The organism is Citrobacter freundii complex sp. CFNIH2 (assembly GCF_002880615.1).
GTDB lineage: Bacteria > Pseudomonadota > Gammaproteobacteria > Enterobacterales > Enterobacteriaceae > Citrobacter_A > Citrobacter_A amalonaticus_F.
In genome coordinates, this window is sequence record NZ_CP025757.1 from 2,305,436 (window position 1) to 2,330,621 (window position 25,186).

Genomic DNA, 25,186 nt, shown 5'->3' on the forward strand with positions numbered 1-25,186 from the left:
AGTAAAACTCCCGCCCTCTGGCGGGAGTTGTTATTTATTTACGTTACGCCGGAGCTGACATGAAAACCAAACTTAACGAACTGCTTGAATTCCCTACTCCTTTTACTTACAAAGTTATGGGGCAGGCGTTACCTGAGCTGGTTGAACAGGTGGTTGAAGTGGTACAGCGCCATGCGCCAGGTGATTACTCTCCGACGGTAAAACCCAGCAGCAAAGGCAATTACCACTCGGTCTCGATTACCATCAACGCGACCCATATTGAGCAGGTTGAAACGCTGTACGAAGAACTCGGTAACATCGAAATCGTCCGTATGGTTCTGTAATACAGGTTCGGGCCCCGACCATGTTCGGGCGCCCACCTCGCCTCCTCTTCTCTGTGATATACTTCCCTCCCCCATTGATTACTTCTCTACGGAGATGCTGTTTTGTCTCAGGATAAAATACTGGTCCGCCAGCTCGGTCTTCAACCCTACGAACCCGTCTCCCAGGCCATGCACGACTTTACCAACACCCGCGATGAACAGACTCCCGATGAAATCTGGCTGGTTGAGCACTATCCGGTTTTCACCCAGGGTCAGGCAGGGAAAGCGGAACATGTTTTAATGCCCGGTGATATTCCGGTCATTCAAAGCGATCGCGGTGGGCAGGTGACTTACCATGGACCAGGCCAACAGATCATGTACGTTCTGTTGAACCTGAAGCGACGTAAACTGGGCGTGCGGGAATTGGTTACGTTGCTGGAACAGACTGTCGTAAATACTCTGGCTGAGCTGGATATTGACGCTCATCCGCGTGCAGATGCCCCTGGCGTTTATGTCGGTGAAAAGAAAATATGTTCCCTCGGTTTGCGTATTCGTCGCGGTTGCTCATTCCATGGACTGGCATTAAACGTTAATATGGATCTCTCGCCTTTCTTACGAATTAATCCCTGCGGCTATGCCGGTATGGAAATGGCAAAAATATCTCAATGGGATAACCAGGCCACGACAGATAATATCCAACCACGATTATTAGCCAATATTTTAGCACTGCTAAATAATCCCCCTTACGAATATATTCCTGCTTAACTTATTGAATGCAATGGCCCAAAAAATCGCGGGCCATTGTCACCCTTCCGGTTCAAATGCTTTACAATGTCTCCTGGTTTCTATATTTTCTGTCTGTCTTAGCTTGAATTTTTAACGCATTTACTTCGTCATAAAAATCGACGTAGGATTTTTCTTTATACAAACGTTAAACCTTCAATCAATTGCCATAAAAAGGTTATCGATACCGCGAGATGAACAATAGTGGTGCAAAAAGCATGCTTACAACAAATACAAGCATCACTATTATTTATAATGTGAATTAAATTGGAGTTAGAACGTGAGTGAAAATAGTAAGCCGAAAGGACATTTCTACGAACATCGACCCGAAGATAAACCGCAAATTTTCAGAACGCTGAGAAATATCGACCTGAACCTGCTGACTATTTTTGAAGCTGTTTATGTTCATAAAGGAATCGTCAACGCCGCGAAAATTCTCAATCTGACTCCCTCAGCGATCAGCCAGTCCATTCAGAAACTGCGCACAATATTTCCTGATCCCCTGTTTATTCGAAAAGGCCAGGGGGTGACGCCCACGACGTATGCCACCCATCTGCATGAGTATATCAGCCAGGGGCTGGAGTCCATTCTCGGCGCGCTGGATCTCACCGGCAGCTACGATAAACAACGGACAATTACTATCGGGACCACACCGTCTATCGGTGCGCTGGTCATGCCAACAATTTATCACGCCATCAAAACGAGCCATCCGCAACTGCATCTGCGTAACATTCCCGTCCATGATGCCGAAACGCAACTCAGTCAGTTTCAGAGCGATTTGATTATTGATAACCACCTCTACAGCAACCGTGCAGTAGAGAACCATGTTCTGTTTTCTGACAAAATCGAACTGGTCTGCCGCCAGAACCACCCTTCTCTGACGCGTGCCGTGACCCCTGAAGCCCTCGATGACGCTGAACATAGTCTGCTGATGATCGAAGGACAAAGCTTCACGCTCCTGCGCCAACGTATCCAGGAACTGTTCCCCGATCGGCAAATCAGCTTTAGCAGCTACAACATTTTTACGCTGGCATCACTCATCGCCCACAGCGATCTGGTGGGTATTATGCCCGCGCGCTTCTTCACGCTGTTCAGCCACTGCTGGCCGCTTCAGCGGATCCCTCATCCATCCCTGAACCATGAGAAAATCGACTTCTCACTGCATTACAACAAGCTAAGCTTACGCGATCCAGTACTGGAGAACGTCATCACAGTGATCCGCGACGCCTTCTGAAAAAGAAATGTTGCGACCAGGTCAAAACTGATGTCAGGCAAATGGCACAAAACAACAACTATTTTACATTTTGCCGGCCACTCAGGCTGCTTTCAGGCCCGTTTCAATGATATACTGCGTGTTGTTAATTCAAAAATAGTTGATAAATACAACATTCCCTTGAATTGAAACGCTTTCCCTCGTTATTCGCAACTGGAACACGCACGCTATGAGTAAACCCATTGTGATGGAACGCGGTGTTAAATACCGCGATGCCGATAAGATGGCCCTTATCCCGGTCAAAAATGTGGCGACAGAGCGCGAAGCCCTGCTGCGCAAGCCGGAATGGATGAAAATTAAGCTTCCAGCGGACTCCACTCGTATCCAGGGCATCAAAGCAGCAATGCGTAAGAATGGCCTGCATTCTGTTTGTGAAGAAGCCTCTTGCCCAAACCTGGCGGAGTGTTTCAACCACGGTACCGCCACGTTTATGATCCTCGGCGCCATTTGTACCCGTCGCTGCCCGTTCTGTGATGTGGCCCACGGCCGCCCTGTGGCGCCGGACGCCAACGAACCGGTTAAGCTGGCACAAACGATTGCCGACATGGCTCTGCGCTATGTCGTTATCACTTCTGTTGACCGTGATGACCTGCGTGACGGCGGCGCTCAGCATTTTGCCGATTGCATTACTGCTATTCGTGAGAAAAGCCCTACGATTAAGATTGAAACGCTGGTCCCCGACTTCCGCGGTCGTATGGATCGCGCCCTGGAGATTCTGACCGCCACTCCGCCGGACGTTTTCAACCATAACCTTGAAAACGTACCTCGCATTTATCGTCAGGTTCGCCCAGGCGCCGACTACAACTGGTCGCTCAAATTACTGGAACGCTTTAAAGAAGCGCATCCAGAGATCCCGACCAAATCTGGTCTGATGGTCGGTCTCGGTGAGACGAATGCGGAAATCATTGAAGTGATGCGCGATCTGCGTCGTCATGGCGTGACCATGCTGACGCTGGGACAATATCTGCAGCCGAGCCGTCACCACCTGCCCGTTCAGCGCTATGTCAGCCCGGACGAATTTGAAGAGATGAAAGCAGAAGCCATCGCGATGGGCTTTACCCATGCTGCCTGCGGACCGTTCGTCCGTTCGTCTTACCATGCTGACCTGCAGGCGAAAGGGATGGAAGTGAAGTAATTTCGAAATAAATACTTACATTTCGCCCATAAAAAACCCGCTTAATCGCGGGTTTTTTCTCATCAGAGTAAAACGGCCAGGCGTCTAGCTCCGGATATTACTCTTTATGAGAGAGTTTCTCAGCCTGAATGCTGCCGTCTGCGTCTTTTTTCGCGCCCGCATCTTCATCATTCATTGCTTTCTTGAAGCCCTTAATCGCCGTGCCCAGGTCTCCACCCAGTGTACGTAACTTCTTGGTACCAAACAGCAGAACGACCAGTGCGGCCACTACCAGCAGTTTAGTAATACTAATCTCACCCATAGATACCTTCTTAACTTAAAACAGGCGGCGTAGCGCGCCCTTAGTAACCTGAGAATATTAACGGTCATTTGACGCGCGCACACAATAGCAATCTGTAACAAGGTGAATCAAGCAGTGTTTAAAAAAACGTCATAATAATTGCGGTGGCACAAATCTGCGGTTACGTAATACCGGTAATTGCGCCCGCACCTGGCGGATCCGCTCAGCGGAGATCTCCGCCATGACAAGCGTCGGGACGTCTGCCGCCGCCGCAATCGTCACCCCAAAAGGATCGATAATACGACTCTGCCCGATGTTTTTGTTACCACACTCCCCTGCAGCAATCATATAGCAGGTGGTATCGAGCGCGCGGGCAGCCAGCAGCGTCGACCAGTGATGTTCCTTCAGCGCCCCTCTGACCCATGCCGCCGGTAGCACCAGTACTTCCGCGCCCTGCAACGCAAGCGCCATCGACAGTTCGGGAAAGCGCAGATCGTAGCAGGTCATCAGCCCCACTCTGAGTCCATCCACATCAAGCAGCGGTGCGATAACGTTACCCGCATCAACATTGCGGGACTCCTGAATGGAGAAAGCATCATAGAGGTGTAGCTTGGCGTAGCTTGCCACGATTTTCCCTCCGCGCAGCGCCACCAGCGTGTTCACCGCACGACCGGGACGCGAGGGAACGTGAACGGTGAGAATGGTGGTCATCGTATTCAATGCGCTTTCCCGCAACAGTCGTTTCAGGAAATCTCCCTCCACAGGCTGGGCAGATTTCACCGACAGGTCGGGATCCGCATCGTCTCGCGCCAGCAATGCCTCAGGCAGAACCAGCAATGACGCGCCGTTTTCCGCCGCCTGCGACATGAGCGTGACGCAGGTTTCTGCGTTCTTTTCCCACACAGAACTGACGGCAAATTGCCCTGCAGCAACTAGCATAATTCCTCCGGTCAGGTTTATCAGGCTCGCCAACGATGATTATTCAGCGTTACACTTATCTTATATACCAACCAAATAGCAGGATTACGCAGTGTTACAACTTCTTTTAGCGGTTTTTATTGGCGGCGGCACAGGAAGTGTAGCGAGGTGGATGCTCAGTATGCGGTTTAACCCCATGCATCAGGCGATTCCGATAGGAACCCTGACCGCAAATTTACTGGGTGCATTCATCATTGGTATGGGACTGGCATGGTTTAGTCGAATGACTAACATCGATCCAATGTGGAAGGTCTTGATCACAACCGGCTTTTGTGGCGGCCTGACAACCTTCTCTACTTTTTCGGCGGAAGTGGTCTTTTTGCTTCAGGAAGGTCGAGTGGGCTGGGCAATGCTGAATGTGTTGTTCAACCTGCTGGGATCATTTGCGATGACGGCGTTGGCATTCTGGCTATTTTCCGCCTCCAGCGCTCACTAAAAACCAAAAAAAACCCGCTAATAAGCGGGTTTTGAAATCTTGCTGACGTAAGCTTACAGAGCAGTTACGTTTGCAGCAGAAGGGCCTTTGGCACCGTTAGTGATTTCGAACTCTACACGCTGACCTTCAGCCAGAGTTTTAAAACCATTGGTCTGGATTGCAGAGAAGTGTACGAACACGTCTTTGCTGCCATCTTCCGGAGTAATGAAACCGAATCCTTTGGACTCATTAAACCACTTAACGTTACCTTTAATCTTAGACATCAAAATTACCTTTACATGAAAAATAGACACAAATGCTGTGTCGGGTACCAGTACACCAATTGTGGTTCACTTTGTCCAGTCGAACTTTGGCAAAAAGTGATAAATGTCGCGTTATTTTTTGACATAAGCTCATATCACTTTGTTTTATATGAAATTTATTGCCAGTAATCGGTTCAGAACTGAAAACGCATCCACGCAAAGTATACGTTACCGTTGTTATAAGTACCGGGGATATAGGTCATCTGAAACGTTGCCGGACCGTAACCAATGGAGGCCAGCGGCAGTAGGACAGGAAGAGGAATGTAGTTCCAGTTATCACGCGCCGTCACGCCGGCGGTAAAACCTAATCCCAGATGGAAATTGTCATCCGGCAGAGGTCGCCAGGTACTTTCCCAACCATAACCACCGATCGGCTCCCATTTATTCCATGAATCTTTGAAAGCCATAATGTAAAGGCCGTGCCAGTTTCCCTTTTCATCCCAGCGCGACTGACCAAAACCACCGCCCCATGGACGCTCGTTATAACGATCGGTTTTTTCTTTATCATAGGCAAAACGCGCATGCCAGGTTATCGCGGGAATATACAAATCATAGTGCTCAGGTTGCTGCCAGGTTTCGGCAACATTATCTGTAAAGGTATTAAACCACCCTTTTTCTTCTGCCACTGCACGCGGCAGTATCGCTAACTGAATAAAAAGAAATGAAAAAAGGAAAAAATATTTTTTAGCTGTACTCACAACGTTTATTACCATTCTTAAGTTCAGTCTTTATTATACCAAAAATAACTTGAATGAAACCTTAACAGCGGCTGCGCTGACCTGAATCAGATTGTTCTAAGATTTTTAATGCCATCATTAAACCTTATTCTTTGTAGTATTATTTATGGCTGAATTATCAGTCAGATATTGTATGATTTTTACCCATTCACGTTACAAACACTCTTTCGCCGCCACTCGTTAACAGCAATGCCTCATAAATAAAACAAAAAAGAAACAATCAAGAATTTTCCTGGAAAAAGGAAAATAAAATATTTCACCTTCATCACGCCAACGAAAAAAATAGCCGCTGACCGACCGTTAATCGTTCTGTTTATTGATTTTAATCAGCAAGTAGCAAGCACTTATTCGGCACATTTTCACACCAACTTATTGGCATTTTCTTAATTTCACTTCTGGGTGTCTACGCGACAGGGGAAACAATGTTGACATTTATCGAACTCCTTATTGGAGTTGTGGTTATTGTGGGTGTAGCGCGCTACATCATTAAAGGGTATTCGGCAACCGGCGTGCTTTTTGTTGGCGGTCTGGTGCTGCTGATTATCAGCGCCCTGATGGGCCACAAAGTGCTGCCTTCCAGCGAAACCACGACGGGTTATTCCGCGACGGATATCGTTGAGTACATCAAGATCCTGCTGATGAGCCGTGGTGGCGACCTTGGCATGATGATCATGATGCTCTGCGGATTTGCCGCTTACATGACCCACATCGGCGCGAACGATATGGTCGTGAAACTGGCCTCAAAACCTTTGCAATACATCAACTCACCTTATCTGCTGATGATTGCCGCCTATTTTGTTGCCTGTCTGATGTCCCTGGCGGTGTCTTCCGCCACCGGACTCGGTGTATTGTTGATGGCGACGCTTTTCCCGATCATGGTCAACGTGGGGATTAGCCGCGGTGCTGCGGCGGCCATTTGTGCCTCACCTGCCGCAATTATCCTTTCCCCTACCTCCGGTGACGTCGTGCTGGCTGCCAAAGCAGCCGAAATGCCGCTGATCGATTTTGCCTTTAAAACCACGCTGCCCATCTCCATTGCGGCAATCATCGGGATGGCGATTGCCCACTATTTCTGGCAACGTTATCTGGATAAAAAAGAGAACGCGGCCCACGAAATGCTGGACGTGAATGAAATCACCACCACGGCACCGGCGTTCTACGCCATTCTGCCGTTTACACCGATTATCGGGGTGCTGATTTTTGATGGTAAGTGGGGACCGCAACTGCACATCATTACGATTCTGGTGCTCTGTATGCTTATTGCGGCGGTGCTGGAGTTCGTTCGGGGTTTCAACACCCAGAAAGTGTATTCCGGTCTGGAAGTGGCGTATCGCGGTATGGCCGATGCGTTTGCGAACGTGGTGATGCTGTTAGTTGCGGCGGGCGTTTTCGCACAGGGTCTGAGCACAATTGGCTTCATCCAGAGCCTGATCTCCATCGCCACTTCGTTTGGGTCGGCGAGCATCATTTTGATGCTGGTACTGGTGATTCTGACCATGCTGGCAGCAATGACCACCGGTTCCGGTAACGCGCCGTTCTACGCTTTCGTCGAAATGATTCCTAAGCTGGCGCAATCATCGGGTATCAACCCGGCGTATCTGTCGATTCCAATGCTGCAGGCGTCCAACCTGGGCCGTACGATCTCCCCGGTCTCCGGCGTGGTCGTGGCGGTAGCCGGGATGGCAAAAATCTCGCCGTTTGAAGTGGTAAAACGCACCTCCGTACCGGTCATGGTCGGACTGTTGATCGTTATCATCGCGACCGAAGTGATGGTGCCGGGTACCTCCTCCGCAGTAACGGGAGGCTGATTCGGAACCCATGCCGGATGATGGCATACGATGCCTCATCCGGCCATACGCCGCCATTAACCGTGGTAAATACGCTGCGGTCTCCCCACCTTGCCATGCACAATTTCCGCAATAACCAAATGCCGACTGGCACAATATTCGAGGTACCGTCTGGCGGTCGTACGGCTGATGGTCAGCGCCTGCGCGACGGTTTCGGCGGTGTGCTGTACCTGAGGATCAGCAAACAGCTTTTTAACCGCATTCAACGTTAGCGCATCAATTCCGGTGGGCAGTTCATCTTTCGGCTCGCCTCGCGCATAGGCATTAAACATCTCATCAATTTGTCGCTGACTGGCACTGTCGTTTTCTGCCAGCATCCGTCTGCGCTGTTGGTAACGAGTGAGCGTCTGCCCCAGACGCTCATAGGCGATAGGTTTTATCAGATAATCAAACGCCCCGCTGCGTACCGCGTCGGCCACCGTTTCCATATCGCTGGCCGCGGTGGTAAAGACCACCCCGCCGGGATAATGCGACGCCGTTAGCTCATGCAGCAGCGAGATCCCCTTGCCGTCCGGAAGGTAGTTATCCAGCAAAATGAGCCCCGGTTTAAACCGTTCAATCATCATTCTCGCCTGCGCCAGATTACCGGCTAACCAGATCTGATTGAAACCGGGAATATGGCGGATGTACTCTGCATGCATCTCGGCAAGCAGCATTTCATCTTCAACGATTAATAGGGTTAATGGTTCCGTCATTGTTCTTTTTCACTTTCGGAATAAAAAGAGAGAATAAGGTGCCGCAGGGATCGTTATCTTCCAGAGTAATCGTTCCGCCACAGCGCCCCACATAACTTGCAATCAGGTACAGTCCGATGCCGTGCTCACCCGGCTCATCGGAACGGGTGCTTACACCTTGTTCGAATATTTTTTCGCGCAGTGCCTCAGGGACGCCGCATCCCTGGTCGGCCACTTCGATCACCACATCATCGCCCTCATCGCTCAGATACAGTTCCACGACCTTATTCCCCTGCCCGGTACGCAAACTGGCTTCAAACGCGTTGTCGAGAAGATTCCCGACAATCGCCGCAAACTCGGTACTGTCCAGCCCTTCCGGCAACTGCTGGAGCTGACTGCCGGGAACGATCGTCATTTTGAGACCCAGTTCGCGCGCGCGCTGAACCTTACCAAACAGCAGGCCCGCCACCTGGCGATCGGCAAACGCCTCGCGCAGGCTGTCAATCAACTGTTGTTGCGCCTGCGATTCCCCCTGCACCATCTCCCTGACCCGATCGTACTCTTTCATTTGCAGCAGGCCATTGAGCGTTGACATCCAGTTTAGATGCTCATGGCGCAACGTTCGCAGACTCTCCACATATTGCTTAATCTGTGTCAGTTGCGCGTTCAGGGTGGCGATTTCATCTTTGCTACGAAAGCTGATAATCGCCCCCAGCAACTCATCACCTGAGCGGATCGCCTCACGGTTGGCAATAACGCTCAGGCCATTGAAGTTGACCATCGCGTCCACGCGCCTTTCAGCAATCTGTTCGGTAAAGAAATCCGATGGATTCACCACCTCATGAATCGGTTTGCCCAACCATTGTCGACCTGGCGAACGCAGGCCAAGCATCTTTCTCGCACTACGATTGATGGCCGTAATATAACCATCCGGATCAACGGCAATCAGCCCTTCATAAACAGAACTGAACAGCGCTTCCTGCTGACGAACCACCCGGGCAATTTGTTTCGGTTCCATCCCCATCATCTGACGGCGGATATGAGCGGCAAAAAACCAGGAAAGCAACATCAGTATCACCAGCAGCAAAACAAACACACCGGCCATCGGCAGAATGAAGTCCAGCCGCCAGCTGTCAATTTTGCTAACCAGATAACCGATGGAGACCACGCCAATAACGTTGCCGCTATCATCAAAGATTGGCGTTTTTGCCCGCATTGCCAGGCCGATGGAGCCCGTCCCGGTAATGAAATAGCTTTCTCCCCTCTCCAGCGCGCCCGGCTTGGTGAACTGCATCGGGTAGCCAATTTTCTCCGGGTTAGGATGATAAAGCCGGATAGAGTGGCTATCGCCAATCACCACATAGTCAAAATCGGTGTCGCTTTGCAGTTTACCGGCAATAGAGGCCAGTCGTTTGTAATCGCGGTCCTTCACCGCCGCAATGACGCTATCGTTAGCCGCGATAATCTTCGCCTGGTTCATCGCCATATCACGGACATGCGTACTTAAATAATCCTCAAAACTGGCGGAAAAATACTGTGCCAGCGCGGCGATAATGAACACCGAAAAAACGAGAATAAGCAGAAAAATACGCAACGGAAATGCCAGTCGGCGAAAAAAAGAAAACGGCTTTTTATTTTTTTGAACCAACATGACTGTTCCTTAACGGGCATTATTCGGTAGAGATCGCCAACAAATGTAATAAAAATGTTTTATTCGAATACGCAGAGAATAAAGACGATCGTTACAGATTCACCACGTTAAATCAATTAAACCACTTAACTCCACGTCACAATCTGCGATAAGAATAATTAAAAAACTTAAAACCATTAAACCCATAAAAACCATCTAAGTGTTTGTGAAATAAATCAAAATTTACCTCAAAAATACTCCTTACGATGTATGCATTCGGGAAAAAAAGAAATAGACAGTTGCAAAATCGTCTTTTTCCCGGAATGAAAACAAAACGTTATCAAATGGTTTTTTCATACAACATACGCACAAAACTGGCAACAACAATATATCTTCAGGACTTATCTACTATGTTTGGTAATAATGTGTTCACGCGCGTCAAACGCTCAGAAAATATAAAAATGGCGGCGATCACGCAATTCCTGAAAGAGAATGATCTGAGCGTCGATACCACCGTTGAAGTTTTTATTACCGTGACCCGTGATGAAAAACTCATCGCCTGCGGCGGTATCGCCGGAAATATCATCAAGTGTGTAGCCATTAGCGAATCGGTACGCGGCGAGGGGTTAGCGCTCACGCTGGCGACAGAACTGATCAATCTCGCCTACGAAAGGCACTGCACACATCTCTTCATTTATACCAAAACTGAGTATGAAACGTTGTTCCGGCAGTGCGGATTTTCAACGCTGACCCGCGTTCCCGGCATCATGGTGCTAATGGAAAACAGCACCACGCGACTGAAACGCTACGCGGAGTCGTTGGGCAAACTGCGTCATGACGGCAAGAAAATCGGCTGCATCGTGATGAATGCCAATCCGTTCACCAATGGGCACCGCTATTTAATCCAACAGGCAGCGGCGCAGTGCGACTGGCTTCATCTGTTCCTGGTGAAAGAAGATACTTCCCGTTTCCCGTATGAGGACCGACTCGACCTGGTGCTCAAAGGCACCGCGGACATCCCGCACCTCACCGTTCATCGCGGTTCGGAATACATCATTTCGCGCGCCACGTTCCCGTGCTACTTCATTAAAGAACAAAGCGTCATCAACCATTGCTACACCGAAATCGATTTAAAAATTTTCCGTCAGTATCTGGCACCCGCGCTGGGGATCACCCATCGCTTTGTCGGAACGGAACCCTTTTGCGGCGTAACCGCCCAGTATAACCACGACATGCGTTTCTGGCTGGAAACGCCAACTCTTCCCGCCCCGCCCATTGAACTGGTGGAAATCGAGCGACTGTGTTTCCAGGGGACGCCGATCTCAGCCTCTCTGGTACGCAAACTGCTCGTGAAAAAAGATCTCACGGCTATCGCGTCGCTGGTGCCTTCAGCCACTTTGCAATACCTGCAAAGCATGCCTGAGCGCACACCCGCTCACGCGACAGTCCGCCAAAAGACCCCCGCATTAGTAACAGGTGAAAAATGAAAATAAACCAGGCTGCCGTCGCAGGCACACTTGAGTCCGGTGATGTGATGATACGCATCGCCCCTCTCGATACGCAGGAGATTGACCTGCAGATCAACAGCAGCGTTGAGAAACAGTTTGGCGAGGCCATTCGCGCCACCATTCTGGATGTTCTGGCGCAGTATGACGTGCGCGGCGTGCAATTGAATGTCGATGATAAAGGCGCACTGGACTGCATTTTACGTGCACGACTGGAAGCATTACTGGCGCGCGCCAGCGGCATCCCGGCCCTGCCCTGGGAGGATCGCCAATGATTTCCGCTTCTTTGCAACAGCGCAAAACGCGCACTCGCCGCAGCATGCTGTTTGTCCCCGGCGCCAATGCCGCAATGGTCAGCAACTCGTTTATCTATCCGGCAGATGCCCTGATGTTTGACCTGGAAGATTCCGTCGCGCTGCGTGAAAAAGACACCGCTCGTCGCCTGGTCTACCACGCGCTGCAGCATCCGCTGTATCACGACGTCGAAACCATCGTGCGCGTTAATGCGCTGGATTCTGAATGGGGGATCAACGATCTGGAAGCCGTCGTTCGCGGCGGCGCTGACGTGGTCCGTCTACCGAAAACCGATACCGCTCAGGATGTTATCGATATCGAAAGCGAAATTCTGCGCATTGAAAAAGCCTGCGGTCGCGAGCCGGGCAGCACGGGTCTGCTGGCCGCCATCGAGTCACCGTTAGGCATCACCCGCGCCGTGGAAATCGCCCACGCCTCTGAACGTCTGATCGGGATCGCGCTGGGCGCGGAAGACTATGTACGCAACCTGCGCACGGAGCGTTCGCCAGAAGGCACTGAATTACTGTTTGCCCGTTGCTCCATTTTGCAGGCCGCGCGCTCTGCCGGGATTCAGGCCTTCGATACCGTTTATTCCGATGCCAACAACGAAGCAGGCTTCCTGCACGAAGCCGCCCACATCAAACAGCTGGGTTTTGACGGCAAATCGCTGATCAACCCACGCCAGATTGACCTGCTGCACAACCTGTATGCCCCGACGCAAAAAGAAGTGACGCACGCGCGTCTGGTCGTGGAAGCCGCAGAAGCCGCCGCCCGCGAAGGCCTCGGGGTGGTCTCCCTGAACGGCAAGATGGTCGACAGCCCGGTGATCGAGCGCGCACGTCTGGTGCTCTCCCGTGCAGAACTTTCCGGCATCCGCGAAGAATAAGGCAAAAACAATGACCCAGAAAAACGAACAGTCTCAACGACAGGAACGGGTAGCGGCCTGGAGCCGCCAGGCTGAAAGCGACCTTTCCACCTATACCCGCGCCGCAAAACAGGCCCTGCAGGAACAGAAACCGCGCGACCAGAAACTGTGTACCAGCCTGGAAGAGGCGATCCGCCGTTCCGGTTTGCAGGATGGCATGACCATCTCCTTCCACCATGCGTTTCGCGGCGGCGACCTGACCATCAATCTGGTGATGGCAACCCTCGCCAGCATGGGATTTAAAAACCTGACGCTGGCTTCCAGCTCTCTGAGCGATTGCCACGCGCCGCTGGTCGACCATATCCGTAACGGCGTCGTTAGCCGTATTTACACCTCGGGTCTACGCGGACCGCTGGCAGAAGAGATCTCTCGCGGCCTGCTCGCCGAACCCGTTCAGGTTCACTCTCATGGCGGCCGCGTGCATCTGGTACAGAGCGGCGAGCTCAGCATTGACGTCGCTTTCCTCGGCGTTCCGTCCTGCGATCCGTTCGGTAACGCTAATGGCTATACCGGTAAAGCATGTTGCGGCTCACTCGGCTATGCCCGCGTTGACGCTGAAAGCGCCAGCCAGGTGGTGCTACTGACGGAACAACTGCTGCCTTATCCGCACAACCCGGCCAGCATTACTCAGGATCAGGTTGATCTGATTGTGCAGATAGACCAGGTCGGCGATGCCGATAAAATCGGGGCTGACGCCACCCGAATGACCACCAACTCGCGCGAACTGCTGATTGCCCGCAGCGCGGCAGAGGTCATCGCCCACTCCGGCTATTTCAAAGAAGGTTTTTCACTGCAAACCGGTACCGGCGGTGCCTCACTGGCGGTCACGCGTTTCCTGGAAGACAAAATGCGTAGCCGTGATATCCGTGCAGATTTCGCACTGGGCGGTATCACTGCCACCATCGTCGATCTGCATGAAAAAGGGTTGATTCGCAAACTGCTGGACGTACAGAGCTTCGACCGCAACGCCGCAGAGTCACTGGCGCGCAACCCGAATCACATCGAAATCAGCGCGAACCAGTATGCCAACTGGGGTTCAAAAGGGGCTTCCGTTGACCGTCTGGACGTGGTCGTGCTGAGTGCGCTGGAAGTCGACACCCAGTTTAACGTCAACGTGCTGACTGGTTCTGACGGCGTCATTCGCGGCGCGTCAGGCGGCCACTGCGATACCGCCGTCGCCGCTGCGCTGTCAATCATTGTCGCACCGCTGGTGCGTGGTCGCATTCCGACGCTGGTAGATAACGTGCTGACCTGCGTCACGCCGGGTTCCAGCGTCGATATTCTGGTTACCGATCATGGTATTGCGGTTAACCCGGCACGTCCGGAACTGGCGGAACGCCTGAAAGAAGCCGGGATGAAGGTGGTCTCCATCGAGTGGCTGCGTGAACGGGCGCAACAGCTCACTGGCGAACCACGTCCCATCGAATTCACCGACCGTGTGATTGCCGTGGTGCGCTATCGCGACGGTTCGGTGATCGATGTTGTTCATCAGGTGAAGGAATAATCCATGCACCTGCTCCCTGAACTTGCCACCCGCCACGCGGTTTCAATTCCCGAGCTGCTCGTCAGCCGGGATGAGCGACAAGCACGGCAACATGTCTGGCTGGCGCGCCATCCCATTCCACTGGTCTCCTTTACCGTGGTAGCGCCTGGCCCGATTAAAGACAGCGAGCTCACCCGTCGCCTCTTTAATCATGGTGTGACTGCCCTGCGTACGCTGGCGACACAGGCGGACTGGCATATCAGGGAGCAGGCTGCACTGGCCTCAGCCAGCGGGCCGGAAGGCATGCTCTCGATTGAGGCACCGGCCCGTGACATCAAGCTCGCGACCATTGAGCTCGAACAAACCCATCCTCTGGGACGTTTGTGGGACATCGATGTGCTCACCCCCGGAGGTGAAATTCTCTCCCGCCGCCATTTTGCCCTTCCTGCCCGCCGCTGCCTGCTGTGCGAGCAGAGCGCTGCCGAATGCGCGCGTGGCAAAACGCATACGCTCTCCGCTCTGATCACCCACATGGAGGCGCTGCTACATGCTGCCGATTCCCAATATGTCCGCTGAAACCACCGCCCTTCCCCGTACGCTGTTTGACGCATACGGCCATCTGGCGTGGCGTGCAATGCTGACAGAAGTCAACCTGTCGCCAAAACCCGGGCTGGTCGATCGTCTGAACTGCGGCGCGCATAAAGACATGTCGCTGACGGATTTTCACCGCAGCGCGCTGGCGATTCAGGCCTGGCTGCCGCGTTTTATTGAATATGGCGCATGCTGTGCGCAGATGCCGGCCGACGCCGTACTAACCGGCTTACGCCCGTTAGGTATGGCCTGTGAAGCGGACATGTTTCGCGCCACCGCGGGTGTGAACACCCATAAAGGCAGCATTTTTTCTCTCGGTCTGCTGTGTGCCGCCATTGGCCGTCTGCACCAGCAGCAGCAACCCATTACCCCGGAAACGATCTGTACCACCGCCGCCCGCTTTTGCCGCGGCCTGACCGAGCGCGAACTGCGCAACAACAATCAACAACTCACGGCAGGTCAGCGACTTTATCAGCAACTGGGATTAACCGGCGCACGCGGCGAAGCCGAAGCGGGATATCCGTTGGTTATCCGCCATGCGCTTCCGCACTATCGCGCCCTGTTAACCGAGGGACGCGATCCCGAGCTGGCGCTGCTGGACACCTTGCTCCTGCTGATTGCGCGCAACGGCGATACCAACGTGGCTTCGCGCGGCGGTGCGGCAGGACTGCGCTGGATACAGCAGCAGGCAAACACATTGTTACAACAAGGGGGCATCCGAACCCCCGCCGATCTCGATCATCTGCATCAGTTCGACAGCCACTGCATTGAACGCAATCTCAGCCCTGGCGGCAGTGCCGACCTGCTGATCGTCACGTGGTTTCTAGCCCAGATTTCTCAAGTTAAACATTTACATAATTATTGAAAAGATCCTTTCCGGAGAATCACTTATGTCTTTATCGAAAGATAGTATATGGAAGTTGTTGGCCCCCCTGGTCGTCATGGGCGTCATGTTTCTTATCCCTGTCCCGGACGGCATGCCCCCTCAGGCATGGCATTACTTCGCCGTTTTCGTGGCGATGATCGTCGGTATGATCCTGGAGCCGATCCCGGCTACCGCGATCAGCTTTATCGCCGTGACCATCTGCGTAATTGGTAGCAACTACCTGCTGTTTGATGCCAAAGAGCTGGCGGACCCGGCATTCGATGCCGGTAAACAGGCGCTGAAATGGGGTCTGGCGGGTTTCTCCAGTACCACCGTCTGGCTGGTGTTCGGTGCGTTTATCTTCGCGCTGGGCTACGAAGTCACCGGTCTTGGCCGTCGTATCGCGCTGTTCCTGGTGAAATTCATGGGCAAACGCACCCTGACGCTGGGCTATGCGATTGTCATCATCGATATTCTGCTGGCGCCGTTTACGCCATCCAACACCGCCCGTACCGGGGGCACCGTGTTCCCGGTAATCAAAAACCTGCCGCCGCTGTTTAAATCGTTCCCGAACGATCCGTCCGCGCGTCGTATCGGCGGTTACCTGATGTGGATGATGGTCATCAGTACCAGCCTGAGTTCTTCGATGTTCGTTACGGGGGCTGCGCCAAACGTGCTGGGTCTGGAATTTGTCAGCAAAATCGCCGGTGTGCAGATTAGCTGGCTGCAGTGGTTCCTGAGCTTCCTGCCGGTCGGTATCATTTTGCTGATCGTTGCGCCGTGGCTCTCTTATGTTCTCTACAAACCTGAAGTCACACACAGTGCGGAAGTCGCTGCCTGGGCGGGCGACGAACTCAAAACCATGGGGACCTTGACGCGTAAAGAGTGGACGCTGATCGGTCTGGTTCTGCTGAGCTTAGGGTTGTGGGTCTTTGGCGGTGAAGTGATCGACGCTACCGCCGTCGGTTTGTTAGCCGTTTCTCTGATGCTGGCGCTGCACGTGGTGCCGTGGAAAGACATTACCAAATACAACAGCGCCTGGAACACGCTGGTGAACCTTGCCACCCTCGTGGTCATGGCAAACGGTTTAACCCGCTCCGGTTTTATTGACTGGTTTGCCGGTACCATGAGCACCCATCTGGAAGGGTTCTCGCCTAACGCGACGGTAATTGTGCTGGTGCTGGTGTTCTACTTTGCTCACTACCTGTTTGCCAGCCTGTCGGCGCACACGGCAACCATGTTGCCGGTTATTCTGGCGGTCGGTAAAGGTATCCCGGGCGTACCGATGGAACATCTGTGTATCCTACTGGTGCTGTCCATCGGGATCATGGGCTGTCTGACACCGTACGCAACAGGCCCTGGGGTCATCATCTACGGCTGCGGCTATGTAAAATCCAAAGATTACTGGCGTCTTGGTGCCATCTTCGGGGTGATTTACATTGCGATGCTGTTGCTGGTTGGCTGGCCGATTCTGGCGATGTGGAGCTAGTTCTGACCTAAAACGCTGAATGGATCAAGGCCCGCGGGGTAAAGACACCTCGCGGGCTTTTTTTATGGTTAAATAGATACTATTCAGATTTTATATAAGTTCAGAATCATCATGAAACCGACCTGGCAAAAATGGGTGTGGCTCGCCGCCCCACTCCTCCCCCTTTCTACCGCAGCCGCCAACGAATTACAGGCAACGCAGTACGGCGACTTCGACCGTTATGTGCTGGCGCTCTCCTGGCAGACGGGCTTCTGCCAGAGCCAGCACGAGCGTGACCGCCATGAGCCTGACGAGTGTCGCTTGCAAAAAGAGACCGCCAACAAAGTCGATTTTCTGACCGTTCACGGTTTGTGGCCGGGGTTGCCGAAATCGGTCGCTTCGCGCGGAGTCGATGAACGCCGCTGGATGCGATTTGGCTGCGCCACGCGTCCGATTCCTAATCTGCCGGAAGCTCGTGCCAGTCGTAAATGTTCCGCGCCAGAAACAGGGCTTTCGCTGGAAACCGCCGCCAAACTCAGCGACGTGATGCCGGGAGCGGGCGGTCGTTCTTGTCTCGAACGCTATGAATACGCAAAACACGGCGCCTGCTTTGGCTTTGATCCGGATGCGTACTTCGGCACCATGGTGCGGTTGAATAAAGAGATCAAGGCCAGCGAGTTAGGGGCATTTCTGGGTGAGAATTACGGTAAGAGCATCAGTCGCCGCGCCTTCGATGCTGCGGTGGCCCGACGTTGGGGAAAAGAGGCCGTCAAAGCGGTTAAACTAAGCTGTCACGGCAATCCGGCTTATCTGACGGAGATCCAGCTCTCGCTGAAGGCCAGCGCCATCAATGCGCCGCTCTCCGCCGACTCGTTTGCCCCGCAGCCCCATCCGGGAAACTGTGGTAAACAGTTCGTCATCGACAAAGTGGGTTATTGATCTTTTGACCCGGCGTGAAATCCGCACCGGGTCAAAAATCAACGTTTCGCACGCGCATCCGGGCGCACCAGATCAAAACGGTGCGACTCGCTGATCGCATAGTAGGCCGTTGGGCCGCCGGCGCGCAGCACGGGCTGTGCTTTTGCGGTCTGATAAATCCCCTCTTCCAGCAGCGTTTCGGCAATATGAATCCCGACGACCTCACCGAGGATCAGCCAGGTTTCGATGGCTTCACCCTGCGCGGTCGTCAGTTGAATACTCTGCGACAGGCGACATTCAAAATTCACCGGGCTTTGCGCAACCCGTGGCACTTTCACCAGCCGACTTTCTGCCTTCGTCAGCCCGGCGGCAAAAAATTCATCTTCGCCATGCGGCAGACTGGCAGAGGTTTCATTCATCGCGCTGGCTAACTCTCGGGTGGTCAGATTCCAAACAAACTCGCCGGTTTCCATGATGTTACGCACGCTGTCTTTCCAGCCGGTGCTGGCAAAACCGATAATGGGCGGATGATAATTAAAACAGTTGAAGAAGCTGTAAGGCGCCAGGTTATCCCGGCCAGCGCTGTCCTGAGAGGCAATCCAGCCAATTGGCCGAGGGCCAACAATGGCATTCAGCGGATCGTGCGGCAAGCCGTGTCCCTGCGAGGGTTGATAGAAATACATAGTATTCTCTGATGAATTTAACGTCGGCGAAGCACGAAATGCGCTCCGCTCATCCCCCTGACGGAAGAGGATCAGCGTAGAGCAATCCGTTAAAGATTACGACTGAATAAAGTTGAGCAGATCCTGATTTATCTGCTGCTTATGGGTGGTGCAGATGCCGTGGGAACCGCCCGCATAAACTTTCAGTTGAGAATCAGTCAGTATTTCCGCCGCTACCTTGCCGCAGGTTTCAAACGGGACAATCTGATCGTCATCGCCGTGAATGACCAGCGTCGGAATGGTCATTTTGCGCAGGTCTTCGCGCAGGTCCGTTTCCGAGAACGCCTTAATGCAGTCGTACAGCGCTTTTATCGAGCCCTGTAATCCCTGCTCAACAAAACTCTCCCGCACGGCTTTCGACTCTTTCGCTCCCGGACGGTTATAGCCGTAGAATGCGGCAGTGAGTTCATAGAAAAAGGCGGCACGGTCATTGACAACGCCTTCACGGATACCGTCGAACACTTCTTTCGGCACACCGTTTGGGTTGAAATCCGTTTTCACCATGATGGGCGTCACCGCGCCAATCAATACCGCTTTCGCCACCCGCTGCGTCCCGTGTCGCCCAATATAACGCGCCACTTCGCCACCGCCAGTCGAGTGACCGACGTGCACCGCATTTTGCAGGTTCAGGTGTGCGGTCAGTTCAGCCAGATCGTCGGCATACTGATCCATCGTGTGCCCCTCCCACGGTTGCGCGGAGCGACCATGCCCGCGCCTGTCGTGGGCAATCACCCGATATCCTTTCGAGCCAAGAAAAAGCATCTGATCTTCGAAGGCATCTGCCGTTAACGGCCAGCCATGGCTGAAGACAATGGGCTGTCCACTGCGGTCACCCCAGTCCTTAAAATACAGATAGCTACCATCTTTGAGAGTAATTTTGTCATACTGGCTCATGAGATCTCCTGTAACGGAACGCTGAGAAAGTGACGCGCCCGCGGCGCGCGCTTAAAAAGCATAATGCAAATTTGAGAACGATCACGTTTATCGAATAAAATTCATACTAGCGATGCTTTTTTGGCTATTTACCCGAATGTGAACTAAATCACTTCAAACCCAGGGTAAGTCTCAGTATCATCGGGAGAGTTAAACCCTTGCCGCCAGACGGTGAGGGTTTTCTTTTGGGAATATTACCTGCGGCAAAACGCAGTACTGACGACATGGAGTAAAAATGTCCAGACCAACTATCATCATTAACGACCTTGATGCAGAACGCATCGATCGCTTACTGGAGCAACCCGCGTATGCAGATTTACCCATTGCCGACGCGTTAAATGCCGAGCTGGATCGTGCCCAAATGTGTTCGCCAGAGACCATGCCGCATGACGTCGTGACCATGAACAGTCGTGTTAAATTCCGCAATCTCAGCGATGGCGAAATTCGCGTGCGCACGTTGGTTTATCCTGCGGCGATGACCGACAGCAGTACGCAACTTTCAGTGATGGCGCCAGTGGGCGCAGCGCTGTTGGGCGTGCGTGTGGGCGACACCATTCACTGGGAACTTCCGGGCGGCGTATCCACCCACCTTGAAGTGCTGGAGCTGGAATACCAGCCAGAAGCAGCAGGCGACTTCCTGCGTTAATCCCATCTGCATAAGCGACTCTCCGCTTTACCCAGAGGATGCGCTCGCATCCTCTTTCCGGCACCTTTCGTAAAATCACCCATTCTTCCTGGTTCGCCATTCGCCTGACTCGTCCACACTGAATCGGTTTCATTGGCAGGTGCGGTCATGAACGAAACATTCAGCATATTACTGGGATTCTTCATTATGGCGGCGATCATCGTCGGCGCCGTGCTTTACCTGGAGAATCACTGGTAGTGAATGAACAAGGAATCGCCGTACATGCGAAAAATACCCTGCAGAAAGCAGACAGAATTATTATTATATGCTTGAATGATTTAAGTATTAATTAACAGGGAGAAACGGGTATGTATAAGACAATCATTATGCCGGTTGATGTTTTTGAAATGGAACTCAGCGATAAGGCGATTCGCCACGCTGAATTTCTGGCGCAGCAGGATGGCGTCATTCATCTTTTGCACGTGCTGCCTGGTTCTGCCAGCCTGAGCCTGCATCGCTTCGCCGCCGACGTTCGTCGTTTTGAAGAACACTTACAGCATGAAGCCGAAACCCGACTGCAAACGATGGTCGGTCACTTCAGTATCGATCCTGCGCGTATTAAGCAGCATGTCCGCTTTGGCAGCGTCCGCGACGTGGTCAATGAGCTCGGTGAAGAACTGAATGCTGACGTGGTGGTCATTGGTTCGCGTAATCCGTCAATTACCACACACCTGCTGGGTTCTAACGCCTCAAGCGTGGTACGTCATGCCACGCTGCCGGTGCTGGTTGTGCGTTAATCATCTTATAACTGACAAAAAAAGAGGTGCCAGTCGGCACCTCTTTCATTTTGCAGGTGTAGTCTTACTTTCTTTTTTTATGCCGTCTTCGTACGAATCAGGTAATCAAAGGCGCTCAGAGAGGCTTTCGCCCCTTCGCCGGTCGCGATGATAATCTGCTTGTACGGTACGGTGGTGCAGTCGCCCGCCGCAAATACGCCCTTCACACTGGTTTCGCATTTTGCGTCGATGATGATTTCACCCATCCGGTTGCGTTCAATCGCCCCTTCCAGCCAGGTGGTGTTCGGCAACAGGCCAATCTGGACGAAGATCCCCGCCAGTTCAACGTTGTGAACGTCGCCGCTCACACGGTCGCGGTATTCCAGACCAACCACTTTCGTGCCATCGCCTTTCACTTCCGTAGTCTGGGCGTTCAGAATGATATCGACGTTTTTCAGGCTGCGAACTTTATCCTGCAGAACCTGGTCCGCCTTCATTTCCGGGGCAAATTCCAGCAGGGTCACGTGTTCCACAATCCCCGCGAGATCAATCGCCGCTTCCACGCCGGAGTTACCGCCGCCGATCACCGCCACGCGCTTGCCTTTAAACAGCGGGCCATCGCAGTGCGGGCAATAGGTAACGCCTTTGGTACGATACTGATCTTCACCCGGAACGTTCATGTTGCGCCATTTCGCACCGGTAGCAATGATAATGCTGCGTGCTTTCAGTACCGCGCCGGAAGCGGTTTCAATCTGATGCAAACCGCCTTCGCTGGCCGCTGGCACCAGTTTGCTGGCGCTCTGGCTGTCGATGACATCCACGTCATAATCATCGACGTGGGCCTTCAGTGCACCGGCTAACTTCTGCCCTTCCGTTTTCGGGACAGAGATGTAGTTTTCGATATCCACAGTATCGAGCACCTGGCCGCCAAAACGTTCGCCCATCAGGCCGGTACGAATCCCTTTACGTGCGGAGTAGACTGCTGCTGCTGCGCCCGCAGGGCCGGAACCGACAATCAGAACATCATAAGCATCACGCTGGCTCAGCTCTTCTGCGGCGCGTTTTTCAGCGCCCGTATCCACTTTCGCCACGATTTCCGTCAGCGTCATCCGACCCTGACCAAACTCTTTCCCGTTAACGTAGACAGCCGGAACACCCATCACGTTACGCTCAGTGATCTCGTTCTGGAACGTGCCGCCATCAATCGCCGTATGCTTGATACGCGGGTTCAGCACCGCCATCAGGTTCAGCGCCTGCACCACGTCAGGGCAGTTATGGCAGGAAAGTGAGTAATAAGTTTCAAACTCAAAATCGCCGTCAATATCGCGGATCTGCTCAAGCAGAGACTGCGCTTCTTTTGACGGGTGTCCACCGGTCCACAGCAGCGCCAGAACCAGTGAGGTAAATTCGTGTCCCAGCGGAGAACCTGCAAAGCGCGGCCCTCGCGTCGAACCCGGATTGGTGATCAGGAAAGAGGGTTTGCGCACCGGCAGGCTGTTGTCTTCTTTAAAGGTGACTTTCTCTGACAGTTCAGCGATTTCAGCCAACAGTTCCTTGATTTCCGCCGATTTAGCGCTGTCATCCAGCGTCGCAATCAGCTCAACGGGTTTCGTCAGTTTCTCAAGATAAGCCTTGAGCTGGGTTTTCATATTTGTGTCGAGCATTGTTCTTCCCTCTCTGAAAACATCATCATGCAAGCTGCCTTAATTGGGCTGCGTAAATGCAACTTGCATCATGGGGTTTAAAGAACGGATGCAAAAATGCATCCGTTTAATGGTTAAATTTCCTTTGGATTTCGCGTCAGGGCAAGGCGGCTAGCCTGATGATCCCCGGGAGCTTACTCAAGTAAGTGACCGGGGTCAGAAGGTGACGCCAACGCCGCCATGGCGTGAAAGACATAGAAATTTTTAGATCTTGCCGACCAGATCTAAAGATGGAGCCAGCGTCGCTTCGCCTTCTTTCCACTTAGCCGGGCACACTTCGCCTGGGTGAGAAGCAACATACTGAGCGGCTTTGATTTTACGCAGCAGGTCAGAAGCATCACGGCCGATACCTTCAGCGGTAACTTCGATCGCCTGGATGATACCCTGCGGGTCAACAACGAACGTTGCGCGGTCTGCCAGACCTTCGTCTTCACGCATGTTGTCGAAGTTACGGGTCAGGGCGCCAGTCGGGTCGCCGATCATCGCATATTTGATTTTGGCGATGGTGTCAGAGCTGCTGTGCCATGCTTTGTGGGTAAAGTGGGTGTCGGTAGAAACGGAGTAAACGTCTACGCCCAGCTTCTGCAGTTCTTCGTAATGGTCTGCAACGTCACCCAGTTCGGTCGGGCATACGAAGGTAAAGTCAGCCGGGTAGAAGAAGAAGACGCTCCAGCGGCCTTCGGTATCTTTCTCGGTCACTTCGATGAATTCACCGTTTTTGAACGCCTGGTTTTTAAAAGGTTTAATTTTGGTATTAATCAAAGACATCTGTACTTCCTCCATGTTTTCGTTGAGGGATAAGTTACCGAAGATTGACTGACAGGGCTAATGCGTTTCCTTTATCAAATCAATAAGCGTTAGCTAACAAACCTCTCAATTCAACGTTGTGAACGTGCTACGACGCAAAGTAAAAAGGGCCACCTTTGCAGGCAGCCCCGTTACCTGAACTACCCGTGGGTAACTTCAGCGCCAGTGAAACTGGCTATGTGTTGCGCTCTACATTACCTTAACAAAGGCTGTAACAGCGAGAAGGATTACACCACCCCACTCCTGAAAGGGCAACGTTCCAGCCTGAGGTCTTATCTATGGCTGTGATAGGTTTCCCCACCGTTCTCGCAATCGCTCTGATTTATAAGGATAAAAGATGTTAAAACGTACGCTTTTGCTCTCCCTCTTCCCTCTTTTTGCCTGGGCCGAAGACCTGCCTGCGCCCGTTAAAGCAATAGAACAACAAGGGATTACCATTATAAAGTCGTTCGATGCGCCCGGCGGGATGAAAGGCTATCTTGGGAAATATCAGGATATGGGGGTCACTATCTACCTGACGCCTGATGGCAAGCAGGCCATTTCAGGCTACATGTACAATGAAAAAGGCGAAAACCTGAGCAATCAGTTGATAGAAAAAGAGATCTATGCGCCTGCCGGACGGGAAATGTGGCAGCGCATGGAAAAAGCCAACTGGCTTCTCGATGGCAAGAAAGAGGCTCCAGTGGTGCTCTATGTTTTTGCTGATCCTTTCTGTCCGTACTGCAAACAATTCTGGCAACAAGCACGGCCATGGGTGGAGTCCGGCAAAGTCCAATTGCGGACGCTACTCGTCGGCGTCATCAAACCAGAGAGTCCAGCTACCGCCGCTGCCATTCTGGCATCGAACGACCCGGCAAAAACCTGGCATGATTATGAAGCCTCCGGCGGAAAAATGGCGCTCACTGTACCCAAAACGATTTCTCCGGAACACATGAAGATCCTCAATATGAACCAGAAAATCATGGATGATTTAGGCGCAAACGTCACACCCGCGATTTACTATATGAGTAAAGAAAATGCTCTCCAGCAGGTCGTTGGCTTGCCTGAAAAAGCACAACTGGATGCCATGATGGCGCAGCCATAATTAATACGGGTAATTATATGCAATTAGATATAATTACCCTGAATAATTCACACAACACGTTTAAAAATCACTTCGTTATTTAAGCTTCACTAAAGTAACACTCAAGCCAG

28 protein-coding genes are annotated in these 25,186 nt (G+C 52.4%); 18 read left to right on the top strand and 10 right to left on the bottom strand.

All coding sequences use genetic code 11. From position 1 onward, the window contains the following. Positions 1-59 precede the first annotated feature (59 nt). From ybeD to lipA, 4 genes are all read left to right on the top strand, one after another. Positions 60-323, top strand: coding sequence for a DUF493 family protein YbeD (ybeD, locus tag WM46_RS11410; protein ID WP_042320704.1), 264 nt, complete (start codon positions 60-62; stop codon positions 321-323). 102 nt (positions 324-425) lie between these two features. Further along, positions 426-1,067: a lipoyl(octanoyl) transferase LipB gene (gene lipB, locus WM46_RS11415; protein WP_061076817.1), complete on the top strand. Its 642-nt coding sequence runs from the start codon at positions 426-428 to the stop codon at positions 1,065-1,067. 298 nt (positions 1,068-1,365) lie between these two features. Continuing rightward, entirely contained in the window at positions 1,366-2,319 is a 954-nt protein-coding gene (locus tag WM46_RS11420; protein WP_061076816.1) for a YbeF family transcriptional regulator, read from the top strand. Positions 2,320-2,527: 208 nt separating this feature from the next. Further along, positions 2,528-3,493: a lipoyl synthase gene (gene lipA / locus WM46_RS11425; protein ID WP_102602288.1), complete on the top strand. Its 966-nt coding sequence runs from the start codon at positions 2,528-2,530 to the stop codon at positions 3,491-3,493. Positions 3,494-3,590: 97 nt separating this feature from the next. On the opposite strand, the gene tatE is transcribed toward lipA, so the two are convergent. Together tatE and WM46_RS11435 are read right to left on the bottom strand one after the other, a co-directional pair. After that, positions 3,591-3,794: a twin-arginine translocase subunit TatE gene (gene tatE / locus WM46_RS11430; protein WP_043001430.1), complete on the bottom strand. Its 204-nt coding sequence runs from the start codon at positions 3,792-3,794 to the stop codon at positions 3,591-3,593. A gap of 129 nt (positions 3,795-3,923) precedes the next feature. After that, entirely contained in the window at positions 3,924-4,712 is a 789-nt protein-coding gene (locus WM46_RS11435; RefSeq protein WP_102602289.1) for a deaminated glutathione amidase, read from the bottom strand. A 91-nt stretch (positions 4,713-4,803) separates the two neighbouring features. Between WM46_RS11435 and crcB the strand changes: the two genes are divergently transcribed. Beyond that, a complete protein-coding gene (gene crcB / locus WM46_RS11440; RefSeq protein ID WP_102602290.1) occupies positions 4,804-5,187 on the top strand; it encodes a fluoride efflux transporter CrcB in 384 nt (127 codons plus the stop codon). 53 nt (positions 5,188-5,240) lie between these two features. Here crcB and cspE read toward each other — a convergent pair whose 3' ends face one another. Together cspE and pagP are read right to left on the bottom strand one after the other, a co-directional pair. Further along, positions 5,241-5,450, bottom strand: coding sequence for a transcription antiterminator/RNA stability regulator CspE (cspE, locus tag WM46_RS11445; protein WP_000034826.1), 210 nt, complete (start codon positions 5,448-5,450; stop codon positions 5,241-5,243). 173 nt (positions 5,451-5,623) lie between these two features. After that, positions 5,624-6,202 (bottom strand): lipid IV(A) palmitoyltransferase PagP, encoded by a 579-nt coding sequence (pagP, locus tag WM46_RS11450; RefSeq protein WP_102602291.1) that lies wholly within the window; start codon positions 6,200-6,202, stop codon positions 5,624-5,626. 446 nt (positions 6,203-6,648) lie between these two features. Between pagP and dcuC the strand changes: the two genes are divergently transcribed. Further along, positions 6,649-8,034, top strand: a complete 1,386-nt coding sequence (gene dcuC / locus WM46_RS11455; RefSeq protein ID WP_043001434.1) for an anaerobic C4-dicarboxylate transporter DcuC — start codon at positions 6,649-6,651, stop codon at positions 8,032-8,034. A 56-nt stretch (positions 8,035-8,090) separates the two neighbouring features. On the opposite strand, the gene dpiA is transcribed toward dcuC, so the two are convergent. Together dpiA and dpiB are read right to left on the bottom strand one after the other, a co-directional pair. Further along, positions 8,091-8,768, bottom strand: coding sequence for a two-component response regulator DpiA (gene dpiA, locus WM46_RS11460; protein ID WP_061076811.1), 678 nt, complete (start codon positions 8,766-8,768; stop codon positions 8,091-8,093). After that, positions 8,737-10,398 carry a sensor histidine kinase DpiB gene (gene dpiB / locus WM46_RS11465; protein ID WP_102602292.1) on the bottom strand — a complete coding sequence of 554 codons (1,662 nt, stop codon included), beginning with the start codon at positions 10,396-10,398 and terminating at the stop codon, positions 8,737-8,739. Before dpiB ends, dpiA begins: the two co-directional genes overlap by 32 nt. A gap of 389 nt (positions 10,399-10,787) precedes the next feature. Between dpiB and citC the strand changes: the two genes are divergently transcribed. From citC to rna, 8 genes are all read left to right on the top strand, one after another. After that, the gene (gene citC, locus WM46_RS11475) at positions 10,788-11,864 is read left to right on the top strand and encodes a [citrate (pro-3S)-lyase] ligase (RefSeq protein ID WP_102602293.1); all 1,077 of its coding nucleotides are present in this window, start codon (positions 10,788-10,790) and stop codon (positions 11,862-11,864) included. Further along, positions 11,861-12,157, top strand: a complete 297-nt coding sequence (gene citD / locus WM46_RS11480; protein WP_102602294.1) for a citrate lyase acyl carrier protein — start codon at positions 11,861-11,863, stop codon at positions 12,155-12,157. The genes citC and citD overlap by 4 nt, the downstream gene beginning before the upstream one ends. Then, complete coding sequence (citE, locus tag WM46_RS11485) at positions 12,154-13,062, top strand: citrate (pro-3S)-lyase subunit beta (RefSeq protein WP_102602295.1); 909 nt, start codon at positions 12,154-12,156, stop codon at positions 13,060-13,062. Before citD ends, citE begins: the two co-directional genes overlap by 4 nt. A gap of 10 nt (positions 13,063-13,072) precedes the next feature. Then, complete coding sequence (gene citF / locus WM46_RS11490) at positions 13,073-14,605, top strand: citrate lyase subunit alpha (RefSeq protein WP_102602296.1); 1,533 nt, start codon at positions 13,073-13,075, stop codon at positions 14,603-14,605. Positions 14,606-14,608: 3 nt separating this feature from the next. Next, a complete protein-coding gene (gene citX / locus WM46_RS11495; protein ID WP_102602297.1) occupies positions 14,609-15,160 on the top strand; it encodes a citrate lyase holo-[acyl-carrier protein] synthase in 552 nt (183 codons plus the stop codon). Further along, on the top strand, positions 15,132-16,040 hold the full coding sequence (gene citG / locus WM46_RS11500; protein WP_102602298.1) for a triphosphoribosyl-dephospho-CoA synthase CitG: 909 nt from the start codon (positions 15,132-15,134) through the stop codon (positions 16,038-16,040). Before citX ends, citG begins: the two co-directional genes overlap by 29 nt. A 25-nt stretch (positions 16,041-16,065) precedes the next feature. Continuing rightward, positions 16,066-17,529 carry a citrate/succinate antiporter CitT gene (gene citT / locus WM46_RS11505; RefSeq protein WP_061076803.1) on the top strand — a complete coding sequence of 488 codons (1,464 nt, stop codon included), beginning with the start codon at positions 16,066-16,068 and terminating at the stop codon, positions 17,527-17,529. Between the two features lie 111 nt (positions 17,530-17,640). Next, complete coding sequence (gene rna, locus WM46_RS11510) at positions 17,641-18,447, top strand: ribonuclease I (RefSeq protein WP_102602299.1); 807 nt, start codon at positions 17,641-17,643, stop codon at positions 18,445-18,447. 38 nt (positions 18,448-18,485) lie between these two features. Here rna and WM46_RS11515 read toward each other — a convergent pair whose 3' ends face one another. After that, positions 18,486-19,109: a flavin reductase family protein gene (locus tag WM46_RS11515; protein ID WP_102602300.1), complete on the bottom strand. Its 624-nt coding sequence runs from the start codon at positions 19,107-19,109 to the stop codon at positions 18,486-18,488. 96 nt (positions 19,110-19,205) lie between these two features. After that, positions 19,206-20,042 carry an alpha/beta fold hydrolase gene (locus WM46_RS11520; RefSeq protein ID WP_102602301.1) on the bottom strand — a complete coding sequence of 279 codons (837 nt, stop codon included), beginning with the start codon at positions 20,040-20,042 and terminating at the stop codon, positions 19,206-19,208. A 274-nt stretch (positions 20,043-20,316) separates the two neighbouring features. Here WM46_RS11520 and rnk point away from each other — a divergent pair, with 274 nt between their 5' ends. The 3 genes from rnk to uspG all read left to right on the top strand — a co-directional run bounded on the left by rnk (position 20,317) and on the right by uspG (position 21,503). Next, on the top strand, positions 20,317-20,727 hold the full coding sequence (rnk, locus tag WM46_RS11525) for a nucleoside diphosphate kinase regulator (protein WP_043001447.1): 411 nt from the start codon (positions 20,317-20,319) through the stop codon (positions 20,725-20,727). Between the two features lie 147 nt (positions 20,728-20,874). Further along, a complete protein-coding gene (yldA, locus tag WM46_RS26765; protein ID WP_271788437.1) occupies positions 20,875-20,964 on the top strand; it encodes a small membrane protein YldA in 90 nt (29 codons plus the stop codon). 110 nt (positions 20,965-21,074) lie between these two features. Next, entirely contained in the window at positions 21,075-21,503 is a 429-nt protein-coding gene (uspG, locus tag WM46_RS11530; protein WP_046477250.1) for a universal stress protein UspG, read from the top strand. A gap of 77 nt (positions 21,504-21,580) precedes the next feature. Here uspG and ahpF read toward each other — a convergent pair whose 3' ends face one another. Both ahpF and ahpC read right to left on the bottom strand, forming a co-directional pair. Next, on the bottom strand, positions 21,581-23,146 hold the full coding sequence (gene ahpF, locus WM46_RS11535; protein WP_102602302.1) for an alkyl hydroperoxide reductase subunit F: 1,566 nt from the start codon (positions 23,144-23,146) through the stop codon (positions 21,581-21,583). A gap of 243 nt (positions 23,147-23,389) precedes the next feature. Then, positions 23,390-23,953, bottom strand: coding sequence for an alkyl hydroperoxide reductase subunit C (gene ahpC, locus WM46_RS11540; protein ID WP_004859485.1), 564 nt, complete (start codon positions 23,951-23,953; stop codon positions 23,390-23,392). A 376-nt stretch (positions 23,954-24,329) separates the two neighbouring features. On the opposite strand from ahpC, the gene dsbG reads away from it, so the two are divergent. Next, positions 24,330-25,076 carry a thiol:disulfide interchange protein DsbG gene (gene dsbG, locus WM46_RS11545; protein ID WP_102602303.1) on the top strand — a complete coding sequence of 249 codons (747 nt, stop codon included), beginning with the start codon at positions 24,330-24,332 and terminating at the stop codon, positions 25,074-25,076. Positions 25,077-25,186: the final 110 nt, after the last annotated feature.

Coding starts and splice junctions, on each gene's coding strand:
- ybeD (WP_042320704.1), top strand. CDS start 60: ATGAAAACCAAACTTAACGAACTGCTTGAATTCCCTACTCCTTTTACT.
- lipA (WP_102602288.1), top strand. CDS start 2,528: ATGAGTAAACCCATTGTGATGGAACGCGGTGTTAAATACCGCGATGCC.
- tatE (WP_043001430.1), bottom strand. CDS start 3,794: ATGGGTGAGATTAGTATTACTAAACTGCTGGTAGTGGCCGCACTGGTC.
- WM46_RS11435 (WP_102602289.1), bottom strand. CDS start 4,712: ATGCTAGTTGCTGCAGGGCAATTTGCCGTCAGTTCTGTGTGGGAAAAG.
- cspE (WP_000034826.1), bottom strand. CDS start 5,450: ATGTCTAAGATTAAAGGTAACGTTAAGTGGTTTAATGAGTCCAAAGGA.
- pagP (WP_102602291.1), bottom strand. CDS start 6,202: ATGGTAATAAACGTTGTGAGTACAGCTAAAAAATATTTTTTCCTTTTT.
- dcuC (WP_043001434.1), top strand. CDS start 6,649: ATGTTGACATTTATCGAACTCCTTATTGGAGTTGTGGTTATTGTGGGT.
- dpiA (WP_061076811.1), bottom strand. CDS start 8,768: ATGACGGAACCATTAACCCTATTAATCGTTGAAGATGAAATGCTGCTT.
- dpiB (WP_102602292.1), bottom strand. CDS start 10,398: ATGTTGGTTCAAAAAAATAAAAAGCCGTTTTCTTTTTTTCGCCGACTG.
- citC (WP_102602293.1), top strand. CDS start 10,788: ATGTTTGGTAATAATGTGTTCACGCGCGTCAAACGCTCAGAAAATATA.
- citD (WP_102602294.1), top strand. CDS start 11,861: ATGAAAATAAACCAGGCTGCCGTCGCAGGCACACTTGAGTCCGGTGAT.
- citE (WP_102602295.1), top strand. CDS start 12,154: ATGATTTCCGCTTCTTTGCAACAGCGCAAAACGCGCACTCGCCGCAGC.
- citF (WP_102602296.1), top strand. CDS start 13,073: ATGACCCAGAAAAACGAACAGTCTCAACGACAGGAACGGGTAGCGGCC.
- citX (WP_102602297.1), top strand. CDS start 14,609: ATGCACCTGCTCCCTGAACTTGCCACCCGCCACGCGGTTTCAATTCCC.
- citG (WP_102602298.1), top strand. CDS start 15,132: ATGCTGCCGATTCCCAATATGTCCGCTGAAACCACCGCCCTTCCCCGT.
- citT (WP_061076803.1), top strand. CDS start 16,066: ATGTCTTTATCGAAAGATAGTATATGGAAGTTGTTGGCCCCCCTGGTC.
- rna (WP_102602299.1), top strand. CDS start 17,641: ATGAAACCGACCTGGCAAAAATGGGTGTGGCTCGCCGCCCCACTCCTC.
- WM46_RS11515 (WP_102602300.1), bottom strand. CDS start 19,109: ATGTATTTCTATCAACCCTCGCAGGGACACGGCTTGCCGCACGATCCG.
- WM46_RS11520 (WP_102602301.1), bottom strand. CDS start 20,042: ATGAGCCAGTATGACAAAATTACTCTCAAAGATGGTAGCTATCTGTAT.
- rnk (WP_043001447.1), top strand. CDS start 20,317: ATGTCCAGACCAACTATCATCATTAACGACCTTGATGCAGAACGCATC.
- yldA (WP_271788437.1), top strand. CDS start 20,875: ATGAACGAAACATTCAGCATATTACTGGGATTCTTCATTATGGCGGCG.
- uspG (WP_046477250.1), top strand. CDS start 21,075: ATGTATAAGACAATCATTATGCCGGTTGATGTTTTTGAAATGGAACTC.
- ahpF (WP_102602302.1), bottom strand. CDS start 23,146: ATGCTCGACACAAATATGAAAACCCAGCTCAAGGCTTATCTTGAGAAA.
- ahpC (WP_004859485.1), bottom strand. CDS start 23,953: ATGTCTTTGATTAATACCAAAATTAAACCTTTTAAAAACCAGGCGTTC.
- dsbG (WP_102602303.1), top strand. CDS start 24,330: ATGTTAAAACGTACGCTTTTGCTCTCCCTCTTCCCTCTTTTTGCCTGG.